Here is a 10,739-nt window from a genome sequence, read left to right as displayed (position 1 = left end):
TATTTTCTGGGGAAGAAAACAGAAAACATAACCACGGTTTAACATATTGGCCGAAATGTTCATACTCTAATATAGAATTAAAAGAAAAGGCGGTTTTTTATGCTAATGCAAAATGCTTTTGCCCCGCTGGAAGAAAAGAAGGGGATTCTTCTTCCCCGCTGCTGTATTTGTAATGAGGTGCCGGCGGAAGGAATTTGCGGGGGAATGAAAATCAAGCGTAATTTTCTCTGCCAAAAATGCGAAGAAGCCATCGTTAAGCTTACGGCGGAATCCGCCGATTATAATGAAATTTTGAGCAGGATAAAAGCCCTTTTTATGTGAGTCAGGGGACGTTTCTTTGACTCAGGAGGTTTGGAATTTTGTACGACCATAATGCAACTCCTATTTATTCGGCGCTAAAAAAATATATGGCAGAGAATAATCTCCGCTTGCACATGCCGGGTCACAGTGGGGGAAAAGGCTTCAGAGAAGAAGAACTAAAAGCAGTGGGGGCACTGGATCTTAGTGAGGTGCCGGGTTTGGATGACCTGCATCTGCCCCTGCAGGCTATAAAAAGTGCCCGCTTGCTCCTGGCCGATGCCTTTGGCGCCGGGCAAAGTCTTTTTCTGCTTAACGGGGCAACTTCAGGTATACACGCTTTGTTTTTAAGCCTGTTGCCAGCGGGGACAAAAGTAATAATACCACGTAACGCCCACCGCTCATTTTTTGGAGGCATGGTGCTGTCCGGGGCCTGGCCGGTCTATTTGCCCTGCTGCCTGGATCCCGGAACGGGAATAGCTCTGGCTGTCAGCAACGAAGATCTCTCCCGTCTCCTCCAGCAAAATTCGGAGCTTGAAGGGGCTTTTCTCACCAGTCCCAGCTATTATGGGACAAGCTGTGAGCTGGATAAGATATCCGCCGTGTTAAAAGAAAAGAATAAGCTGCTTCTGGTGGACGAAGCCCATGGGGGGCATTTTCCCTTTCATCCCGCCTATCCCCGTCCCGCCCTGCAAAGTGGTGCCGATGCTGTGGTTAATGGTCTGCACAAAACCCTGCCGGTATTAAACCAGGGAGCCTGCCTACATCTGGCGACGGATTTTGGCGAATGGGAGCAAGTATTTACGGCTTGGAGTCTTTTGACTACCACCAGTCCGTCTTATCCTATTATGGCCTCCATAGACCTGGCCAGGCAGCTTATGGTAGAGGAAGGATTCTCTTTACTGGAGCGCGCCTGGCATCTTTCGCGGAACTTCAAGAGCAGGATAAATCAGATTAAAGGCTTGCATTGTTTTGAGGAAGAGGAATTAAAAACTCTGCCAGGGGTTTCAGGAGTAGATCCCCTTAAAGTCTTGATTTCTACGCAGGAATTAAGTATCGATGGCCTGGCTGTGGCCAAATTACTCCGGCAGAAGTACCGGATTCAGCTGGAGCTTGCGGCTCCGGGAATCATTCTGGCTATGATGTCCATTTTTCACGAAGAGGATGATTGGGAAAGATTGTATCGGGCTTTGGAAGAACTAGCCTGGGACTACCGGGCAAAGCGTCCGGCAAGTTTAGCAGAAGTGGAAATACCGCCCCCGCCTGGCTTAATCCTATCTCCCCGGGAGGCTTATCAGGCGGCGAAAAAACCCCTGCCCCTGGAGGAATGTGGGGGAGCTATCGCGGGCGAGGTAATAGCGGCTTATCCTCCGGGGATTCCGTGTTTATTGCCGGGAGAACTTATAGATGAAACTATGCTGGACTACCTGCGCTACTTAAAAAAATCTGGACTAAGGCTGCAAGGAACGCAGGACCCAGACTTAAACTATGTTAGAATAATAGAGTAGAGACAGGGATAATAACGCTGGCAGGTTCTTAAGTTGATATTAATCCCCTATGCCCGGGGACACAACCACCGATGAAAATAGGGGTATTACAGGAGGTTATTATAGATGCTGATCCACGCAGATATATTATGATTTTGCCCAGATTAAATCGGCGTTAATCACCCTTCACCCTGCGGGTACTCCTGATGCTCCCGGGGGGTCGCGATTAAGGTTGCTGCGCCCGAAGGGTCATTCGTCTTTCAGCGTCTAAATAAACTGTTTTCGAAGAATCGTCCCCATGATATATATTATGAAATATATCAGAAGGATCGTCCCCGTGATATATGGTAAAAAATGTGCAAGTGAATGGAGCAAAGAGAGATGGAGAACAAGGGAATCTTTATCAGTCTGGAAGGCATTGATGGTTGCGGCAAGACCAGTGTTAAGGAAGGGCTGCTGCAGTATTTTAGCAAGTTCCCCATTCTAAGTATACGAGAGCCGGGGGGAACTCTAATTTCGGAAAAAATCAGGGAAATTTTGCTGGATGAAAAAAACCAGGAAATCACAGCCAGGACGGAAGCTTTCCTTTATGCGGCCGCACGCAGTCAACTAGTGGAGGAGCTTATTCGCCCCGCCCTCTTGCAAGGACAAATAGTTCTGGCTGATCGCTATCTGGATTCAACTATTGCCTATCAGGGATACGGAAGAGGTTTGGACCTGGGTTTTCTGACGACTTTGAACCGGCTCTGTACCAGTGATTTAAAGCCCCGGCTAACCTTATTGCTGGATATTGACCCGGTTGAGGGTCAAAGGAGAAAGAAAAAGGATATTCCGGATCGCTTGGAGAAAGAAGGGATAGAGTTCCAAAGCCGAGTGAGAGAGGGTTATTTAAAAATGGCTAAGGAAGAACCAGAGCGCATCAAGCTCCTGGATGCAGGGAAGGATTTTAAAGAGGTTCTGCGGGAATCTATTAAACATATAGAAGATATCTGGCCGCAGAAGGGCCGGATCTAGCGCCATAATTGTTGCCTGTGCGTAGCGCCCTGCCGGGCACAACTGATGTTCCCTGCGGTCGCTATTAAGGTAGCTGAGCGGAATATTTATACAAACAAGTGAATATTAATAACTTTATGCAGTAGCATTTTTATAAATTACACAATAGAGTAGAATGCGGTAAGAGCGTCTCCCGGTGAATAGGTGAAGGAGTTAAGATTATTGAAAATCGAGCGGGGGAAAAAAGAATTACGTGGATTTTCTTTGTTAGGGAAAGCTGATTCCAGGGAAATAAAGCGGGGAAGCGGCAACAGTTTTGAACAGGAATTAAGTCAAAAGAGGGAAGCCGAAAGCCAGCTTCGGATGCAAGAGATTCTTAAGAACCTGGAGAAGCTTGAGAAACAGATGAAACATAATGTGAATATTAATGATCTTATGTTATATAAAAAACTAATCAGAGACTTTTTACAGGAAGCCACCGCCAAAGTCTATTTTCTGCAAAAGGAACGCGGGCGTAACCGCCGGGGTCGAACTATGCTAACTACTATTTCTATCATTGATCAGGAAGTAGAACAACTCATTAATAACTTTGTCAGCAAGAAAAAGGAAGCCGTAGAGATTCTTACTACCCTTGATAAGATAAGAGGCATGCTGGTGGATCTGATGATATGAGTCAAGACGAGAGGTGCATTTATGGATTTCTTATCCTCTATAGTGGGACAGGATCGAGCCGCCAGTTTGCTGCAGAAAATTCTGGAGACTGGCACTATAAGCCATGCCTATCTCTTTCTGGGGCCGGCAGGAGTGGGAAAAATGTCTTGTGCCCAGGCTTTTGCCCAGGCTATTGTTGGCCAGGATGACAGCGATGCCCAAGTTCTTTTCCGGGAAAACATACACCCTGATTTAATGGTCCTGGAAAAAGAGGAAGGGCGAAGCGTAATAACTAAAGAACAAATCTCTCAGAAACTTGAACCCTGGCTTGGATTGAAGCCTTACCGGGCTTCCCGTCGGGTAGCCATTATTCGCGACAGTCAGCTTATGAGCAATGAAGCGGGCAACGCCCTGCTTAAAACTTTGGAAGAACCACCGGACTATGCTGTGATTATCCTGGTCGCAGATGACCAAAATCTTTTGCCAACCGTAGTATCACGCTGTCAGCTGGTCCGCTTTAATTTATTGGCCGATAAAGAGATTGAAAAAATCCTGCATGACCAGGAAGTGGAGCCGCTCAAGGTCACACAGGCTGCCAGCTTGGGACAAGGGAGTGTTGCCACCGCTTTGCGTTTTGCGCGGGAAGAGGATTATGAAAAGATATGGGAAACCAGCCGGAATATAATCGCAGATCTAAGTGGGGAAGAAATAATTGAAGTATATAAGTCAGCGGAAAAGATGGAACTGGCTCCGGAATTAATCGTAAATCTCTTAATCAGCCTGCTGCGAGACATTAATATTTATCAGCAAACTAGTAAAGAAGAGTTGTTGGCTTTACCTGGCAGTTCTGAGTTGGCCAGATCGATAAGGAAAGTTCAGCCTCAGCATCTGACAGCTGCCCTTGATAATATCATGAGCTTGAGAAATTATTATCGCGGCAATGTAAATACCTTAATAATCAATGTCAATATTGCCTATGAAATCTGGCAAGCTTTTAACTCCAGATATTAAAAGGCATTTTGGTCCTAATTATGCAGATAAAATCTAAAGAATCGAGGGGGTAGTTGCTATTGGTTTGGGTGGTAGGCGTCCGCTTTAAACCGGCGGGTAAAATATACCATTTCGCATGTGAAAACCATAATAATTTGGAAGTAGGAGACCCAGTTATTGTTGAGACTGTGCGGGGTGTAGAATACGGTATTGTAGCTGTGGGAAAAAAGGATTTGGACGGAGAAGAGATCGTACAGCCGTTAAGAAATGTAATTCGTAAAGCTAAACCTGAGGACAGCAAAACCTGGGAGAAGAACCAGCAAAAAGGCATAGAGGCCTTGGAAATCTGTAAGCAAAAAGTCAAAGAACATCAGCTTCCTATGCGTTTAATTGATGTTGAATACACCTTTGACCTGGGGAAGATTATTTTTTATTTTACCGCTGAAGGACGGGTAGATTTTCGTGAACTGGTTAAAGACCTGGCCTCCATATTCAAGACCCGGATTGAATTGAGGCAAATCGGAGTGAGAGATGAAGCCAAGATGCTGGGGGGGATTGGTGCCTGTGGCAGGATTCTCTGCTGCAAGTCCTTTTTAGGTGAATTCCAACCGGTTTCCATACGTATGGCCAAAGAACAAAATTTATCGCTTAATCCTGCCAAGATTTCTGGAATATGCGGTCGTTTGATGTGCTGCTTAAAATATGAATCAGAACTCTATGATGCCGCAACAAATGGGGAGAAGCAACATGGAAAAAACACTTCAAGAGCTAAAAACGATAATCCGGGAACTGATTCTTGAGATAGGACAACTGAAAGAACGGGTTACTTATCTGGAAAGGGCTTCGAGCCAGGAGCAACTGCAGCCGGAATTGCTGCCCGAACCGCCTTCCTGGCCGGATATCGAAGTAGAAAGCTATGAAAACTTGGGAAGGGTATATAGGGAAGGATACCATATTTGTCCGGTTGCTTTTGGGCAGAAACGTGACGAGGAATGTCTTTTTTGTTTGGCGTTCATGGAAAAGGAGTGAAATGGGAAAGGGAAAAAGCAGGTTAAGTGGTCAAGAGGAAAGTCTGGATGATCTCGTCTTAGGTGGCATGAAGCTCTTTCAATCCCGGGAAGGCTACCGTTTTTCCCTGGATGCAGTTCTCCTGGCTCATTTTCCTGCACTGGATGGAATAAAGCAGGTAGTGGATCTGGGCACAGGAAATGGAGTTATTGCCCTCCTACTAGCTTTCAGGGCTCCTTCTCTGCGAGTGATCGCTGTTGAGATACAGGAGACTATGGTCAAGAGAGCCAGGAAAAATATTGCTTTTAACCATCTGGAAGACCGGATTGACATAGTTCAGGCTGATATTAAGACTATCAAGGAATACTTACCCCCACAGGCGGCAGAACTGGTTGTGTCCAATCCCCCTTTCTGGAAAAAGGGTGAAGGAAGATGGAGCCAGAATCCGGAGAAAGCCGTAGCCCGCCACGAACTGGAAGTGGAACTGGCCCAAGTCGTTCTAGCCGCTACTTATATCCTGCTTCCCGGAGGGCGCTTTTCTATTATACAGAGGGCGGAGAGATTGCAGGAAATAATCATGCTTTTTTCCGCCAATGGGCTGACTCCAAAGAGAATAAGACCGGTGTATCCTCTGCCGGGACGGGAAGCCAGGATGGTATTGGTAGAGGGGCAGAAAGGGGGAGCGGAGGGCTTGACGGTCATGCCCCCGCTTTTGGTTTATGAGAGTCCCGGGGTTTACAGCGCAGAATTGCAAGAATTATATAGTTCCTCACGCCTCACTTTTCTTATTGACCCCCCATGCCCGGAGGACACAAGCACCGATGAAAATGGGAGCACTTAGAACGGGGGTTTTTGGATGCTGCACCTTAATAGTGACACCCGAAACGTCTGCGTCCTTCTGCGTGTAAACCCTATTTTCTCATTAACCAAAGTAAGGATGATAGATTGAAGACAGGTAAATTATATATCTGCGGAACGCCCATAGGGAATTTGGAAGATGTAAGCATCAGGCTGTTGAAAACGCTGCGTAAGGTAGACCTTATTGCTTGCGAAGATACCCGTATGACCATAAAGCTGCTAAATCGCTACAAGATAAAAACCCGCATGATAAGCTACCATGAACATAGCAAACGGGAAAAAGAAGACTACCTGATCGATCAATTGCTTCAAGGCCAGAACATAGCTCTGGTTTCAGATGCGGGTATGCCTACTATTTCCGACCCGGGAAGGGAACTAATCAAACGGTCCTGGTCAGCAGGCATTGAGCTGGAGGTAATACCTGGGCCATCAGCCCTTACCGCTGCACTCGCTCTATCTGGTATGGATACTTCAGCTTTTCTTTTTCTTGGTTTTTTATCCCCGCGCCGCTCACGAAGAAGGGAAGAACTGGGGCAATTGCAGAGTGAGAAAAAGACGATCATTTTGTATGAAGCACCCCATCGTTTACGGGAAAGCCTGGCCGATATCGCGGAAATAATGGGAAATGAGAGGAAGTTGGCCATAGCGCGGGAGCTGACTAAAAAACACGAAGAAATCAGGCGCGGAACTGCGGGAGAACTGCTGGAACATTTTAGCTCCTCCCCCCCGCGAGGTGAAATTTGCCTTTTAATAGCTCCCGCTAAGGAAAAACCCGCAGAAAAGGACTGGGATCTCATTATTGCACAGACAGAAGCATTAATAAGCTTGGGAATGGATAAAAAAGAAGCCTTCAAAATGAAGGCAAATGAATACGGTATTAAAAAGAACGAGCTATATAAAATTTTTGTCGGAAAAAAACAATAATTCTACTGCGAAAAGGCGTAATTATTATTTTACCTGCATAAATATAATCGTTCTAACTTCCGCCTGAGAGCTACAGCTGCGGTAAGAAAAGGTATTTTTGCAGTGGAATTAACATTAATATGTACAACTAGATTACCTGCTTGCTGAGTTCAGTAAGGCAGCTTCTGCACAGGTTTTTTCCTTTGTAGTTGACCACTTCTTCCGCATTACCGCAAAAGATACAGGCAGGTTCGTACTTCTTGAGGATTATTTTTTCACTGTCAACATAGATTTCCAGTGCGTCTTTTTCCTCTATCCCCATAGTACGGCGCAATTCAATAGGTATTACAATGCGGCCTAACTCGTCCACCTTACGGACAACACCAGTTGATTTTAACATATCCAACAACCCTCCTCCCAGAAATTTCTTTGTTTCAACAAGAGTGTACCAGAGATGGCAGAATTAGTCAAGATAATTATGACAATTTTGGGCAAAAAATTTACTGTTTTAACAAGAGTATAGGTATTAATGTATTTTTCTGGACCAAAATATAGTCAAGTAAAACCACAAATTAGGGGAAAAACCATATTATCAAAAAAACAAGACCGGCCACCTTGGGCTTTTTTGATAATATGGTTTTTAAGAGTGTTGGCTTCCCTTGATACGCTAGGGATAGGTAAGCAATTTTGTGGTAAACTATAGCTAATCATTGTTTTGGGAGGAAAGAAAGTGCAAAGTAAGAAAAGTTATTACATCACCACTCCTATTTATTACCCCAGTGATAATTTACATATTGGGCATGCCTATACCACCGTGGCCGCCGACTGCATGGCCCGCTTCAAACGAATGCAGGGTTATGATGTTTTCTACTTGACTGGCACCGATGAACACGGGCAAAAGATTGAAAAAGCGGCCCGTGAGAAAGGTATGGAACCTATCAAGTATGTGGATGGGATCGTTGAAAACATCCGCCAGCTATGGGAAACCATGTTGATTACCCATACAGATTTCATACGAACCACCGAAGCCCGGCACGAGCAGGTAGTACAAAAAATATTCAATAAAGTCTACGAGCAGGGAGACATTTTTATTTCCCAGTATGAAGGCTGGTATTGCACCCCCTGCGAGACATTTTTCACGGAAAGACAGTTGGCAGAAGGCAAGTGCCCGGATTGTGGCCGCGAAGTGGAGTTATTGAAGGAAGAGAGTTACTTTTTCAATATGGCCAAATATGCTGATCGCCTGCTGGAGCACATTGAAACCCATCCCGATTTTATTCAGCCTGAATCCCGGCGTAATGAAATGGTCAACTTCATAAAAATGGGCTTGGAGGATTTGTGTGTATCCAGGACTACCTTCCAGTGGGGAGTACCGGTGCCCTTTAACCAAAAGCATGTGGTTTATGTCTGGTTTGATGCTTTAATTAACTACCTCACGGCTATAGGATATTTGGATGATGAAGAAAAGTTCAAACACTACTGGCCGGCAGATTTGCACTTAATGGCCAAAGATATAATTCGCTTTCATGCTATTATTTGGCCCATAATGCTAATGGCTTTGGATTTACCTTTGCCCAAAAAGGTCTGTGCTCATGGTTGGATAATGTTGGAAGGAGGAAAAATGTCCAAATCCAAGGGTAATGTGGTTGATCCGGTAGTTTTGGTTAAGAAATACGGGGTTGATGCGGTAAGATACTACCTGGTCAGGGAACTGAGTTTTGGCCAGGATGGCTACTATTCGGAAGAAATGTTGGTAAATCGTATAAATTCTGACCTGGCCAATGACCTGGGTAATCTTATCAGCCGCAGCATAGCCATGATAGAGAGATATTTTGACGGAGTTATACCCGCTCCTGGTATAGTGGAAGCCGTGGATAAGGATTTAATGAACACGGCCCGGGAGGCGTATTGGGAAGCTACGGAGAAACTGGACAAACTGGATTTTGCCTCATATATAGTTGCTACTCGCAAGCTGGTATCGCGGGCCAATAAATATATCGATGAAACTGCACCCTGGCTCCTGGCAAAAGAGGAAGCCAAAAAAGAGCGTCTCGCCAGCGTAATGTATAACCTGGCTGAGAGCATCCGTATCGCCCTGATACTCCTGGCTCCAAGCATGCCAACGCTATTGTCCAGAGCCAATCAGCAACTAGGAATATTTGACCTGAGCTCAAACCCGAGTTGGGATGAAGCAGCTGAGTGGGGGCGCTGTAAAGCAGGCAGCAAGGTTGCCCGGGGACAGGCTCTCTTTCCACGGATAGATTTAAAATCCCTGGATTCAGACGAAGAGCACCCGAGCGAAGCACCCTGGGTGAAGAAAGTGGAGGAGAAGAAAGTGGAGGAAAAACCGGTCGCCCGTGACTTGATTGACATTGAGGAATTTGCCCGGCTTGATCTGCGGGTAGCTGAGGTTATCGCCTGCGAAAAAATGGAGAAGGCTGATAAATTGTTGGTTTTGCGCGTGCGAATGGGAGAGGAAGAACGCACGGTAGTATCCGGTATTGCCCATTACTATTCCCCGGAGGAACTGCTGGGTAAAAAAGTGGTGCTGGTAGCCAATTTGAAGCCAGTAAAATTAAGAGGAGTGTTATCTCAGGGGATGATACTGGCTGCAGACGGAAACAAGGTGGAGGTTTTGCTGGTGGACCAGGATGTGCCTTCCGGAAGCCGGGTGAAGTAGATGTTGATAGATACCCATGCTCATTTACAGGATCCAGCCTTTGCTAAAGACCGGAAGGAAATTTTGGAGCGGGCCAAAGCAGCCGGACTGGAGAAAATAATCTGTATCGGCTATGATTACGAAACTTCCGTGGAAGCAGTGCAGCTGGCCCGCCAGTTTCCCGAGGTTTATGCGGTGGTAGGAGTACATCCCCATGATGCCAAAACCCTGAGCACGGAGGTCTTGGCCCAACTATACGACCTGGCCCGTGACCCCCGGGTGGTGGCCATTGGAGAAACCGGACTGGATTATTACCGCAACCTTTCCTCCCCCGAAGAGCAAAGGAAAGCCTTTAAAGAGCAGATAAAACTGGCCCACGAACTCTATAAACCGCTGGTTATTCATGACCGTGATGCCCACCAGGAGGTCTTGGATATCATCAAAAAGGAAAAGGCCGGGAAAAATGAGGGTATTATGCACTGTTACTCCGGTCACCTGCCTCTGGCGGTGGAACTGATGAAAGAGAACTTTTACATCTCTTTTGCCGGGCCCCTCACTTTTAAGAACGCGAAAAAGACTCAGGAGGTGGCAGCTAGAGTATCGCTGGAACGGATTTTAATAGAAACGGACTGTCCCTACTTAACCCCGGAGCCCTTCCGGGGAAAAAGAAATGAGCCGGCATTAGTAGTACATACCGCCCAAAAACTGGCAGGATTGCGCCATAAAACGGAAGAAGAAATCGCCTATATTACCAGCCAAAATGCCCGGAGAGTATACCGGATCAAAGATTGATTCTACTGTAGCTGTTGCCCATGCGAAGAGCGGAGCGAGTATATTTATGCCAGCATAATAATATTTATGAATTATGCCGGTTGAATTAATATCAAGATCAG

12 protein-coding genes are annotated in these 10,739 nt (G+C 46.0%); 11 read left to right on the top strand and 1 reads right to left on the bottom strand.

Annotated elements, in window-relative coordinates; all coding sequences use genetic code 11:
- Positions 1–99 precede the first annotated feature (99 nt).
- The 9 genes from PHP87_RS04705 (at position 100) to rsmI (ending at position 7,208) form a co-directional block, all read left to right on the top strand.
- Complete coding sequence (locus PHP87_RS04705; protein ID WP_299919017.1) at positions 100–321, top strand: sigma factor G inhibitor Gin; 222 nt, start codon at positions 100–102, stop codon at positions 319–321.
- 38 nt (positions 322–359) lie between these two features.
- Positions 360–1,805, top strand: a complete 1,446-nt coding sequence (locus PHP87_RS04700) for an aminotransferase class I/II-fold pyridoxal phosphate-dependent enzyme (protein WP_299919014.1) — start codon at positions 360–362, stop codon at positions 1,803–1,805.
- A 360-nt stretch (positions 1,806–2,165) separates the two neighbouring features.
- Positions 2,166–2,798 carry a dTMP kinase gene (gene tmk, locus PHP87_RS04695; RefSeq protein WP_299919011.1) on the top strand — a complete coding sequence of 211 codons (633 nt, stop codon included), beginning with the start codon at positions 2,166–2,168 and terminating at the stop codon, positions 2,796–2,798.
- Positions 2,799–2,999: 201 nt separating this feature from the next.
- Positions 3,000–3,449 (top strand): YaaR family protein, encoded by a 450-nt coding sequence (locus tag PHP87_RS04690; RefSeq protein WP_299919008.1) that lies wholly within the window; start codon positions 3,000–3,002, stop codon positions 3,447–3,449.
- A 21-nt stretch (positions 3,450–3,470) separates the two neighbouring features.
- Positions 3,471–4,439: an ATP-binding protein gene (locus PHP87_RS04685; protein ID WP_299919005.1), complete on the top strand. Its 969-nt coding sequence runs from the start codon at positions 3,471–3,473 to the stop codon at positions 4,437–4,439.
- 59 nt (positions 4,440–4,498) lie between these two features.
- Complete coding sequence (locus PHP87_RS04680) at positions 4,499–5,218, top strand: stage 0 sporulation family protein (RefSeq protein ID WP_299919019.1); 720 nt, start codon at positions 4,499–4,501, stop codon at positions 5,216–5,218.
- Positions 5,166–5,447 carry an initiation control protein YabA gene (locus PHP87_RS04675; protein ID WP_299919004.1) on the top strand — a complete coding sequence of 94 codons (282 nt, stop codon included), beginning with the start codon at positions 5,166–5,168 and terminating at the stop codon, positions 5,445–5,447. Before PHP87_RS04680 ends, PHP87_RS04675 begins: the two co-directional genes overlap by 53 nt.
- Before the next feature lies 1 nt (position 5,448).
- The gene (locus PHP87_RS04670) at positions 5,449–6,267 is read left to right on the top strand and encodes a tRNA1(Val) (adenine(37)-N6)-methyltransferase (RefSeq protein ID WP_299919002.1); all 819 of its coding nucleotides are present in this window, start codon (positions 5,449–5,451) and stop codon (positions 6,265–6,267) included.
- A gap of 104 nt (positions 6,268–6,371) precedes the next feature.
- Entirely contained in the window at positions 6,372–7,208 is an 837-nt protein-coding gene (gene rsmI, locus PHP87_RS04665) for a 16S rRNA (cytidine(1402)-2'-O)-methyltransferase (protein WP_299918999.1), read from the top strand.
- A gap of 127 nt (positions 7,209–7,335) precedes the next feature.
- Here rsmI and PHP87_RS04660 read toward each other — a convergent pair whose 3' ends face one another.
- A complete protein-coding gene (locus PHP87_RS04660; protein ID WP_299918996.1) occupies positions 7,336–7,587 on the bottom strand; it encodes an AbrB/MazE/SpoVT family DNA-binding domain-containing protein in 252 nt (83 codons plus the stop codon).
- A gap of 330 nt (positions 7,588–7,917) precedes the next feature.
- Between PHP87_RS04660 and metG the strand changes: the two genes are divergently transcribed.
- On the top strand, positions 7,918–9,867 hold the full coding sequence (metG, locus tag PHP87_RS04655; RefSeq protein ID WP_299918994.1) for a methionine--tRNA ligase: 1,950 nt from the start codon (positions 7,918–7,920) through the stop codon (positions 9,865–9,867).
- Entirely contained in the window at positions 9,868–10,638 is a 771-nt protein-coding gene (locus tag PHP87_RS04650; protein ID WP_299918991.1) for a TatD family hydrolase, read from the top strand. It abuts the gene before it with no gap.
- Positions 10,639–10,739 lie beyond the last annotated feature (101 nt).

Origin of the sequence: Syntrophomonas sp. (assembly GCF_028707975.1) — a bacterium.
Classification (GTDB): Bacteria; Bacillota; Syntrophomonadia; order Syntrophomonadales; family Syntrophomonadaceae; genus Syntrophomonas.
This window is presented reverse-complemented; position numbering and strand designations above follow the sequence as displayed.